The 293-nt window shown below is 68.6% G+C and carries 1 protein-coding gene; it reads right to left on the bottom strand.

Annotated features, from left to right (window positions below; translation table 11 throughout):
* Positions 1-293, bottom strand: a 293-nt coding sequence (locus ACOADB_RS21715) for a hypothetical protein (protein ID WP_378603458.1), incomplete at both ends; no start/stop codon positions are given.

Raw genomic sequence — 293 nt, 5'->3', positions numbered from 1 at the left:
TCGTCACCACGACCTTGTTCGAGTTGCCGACGTTGACCGTCACCGTCCCGGCACCCGACCCGCCAGCAGCCCACGCCACCGTCGTCGGCGAACCATTGCCCGGCTCACCCAGCGGAGCGAACGACAAGGTGCCCGCCTTCGTGCCCTTCGCGGTGACCGCCAGCTCGACGACCAGGGCGTTGGTGGGCACCGTCGACGTACCACCGCTCGCCACGAAGACATACGTCTTGCCCGCCGCGACCGACGCCGCAGTCGTGACCAGCTTCGTCGGCGTCAACGGCGTGATCGCCACA

Origin of the sequence: Nocardioides sp. CPCC 206348, assembly GCF_048654705.1 — a bacterium.
Classification (GTDB): Bacteria; Actinomycetota; Actinomycetes; order Propionibacteriales; family Nocardioidaceae; genus Nocardioides.
The sequence above is the reverse complement of the archived record's forward strand: the minus strand, read 5'-3'. Positions and strand labels throughout refer to the sequence as shown.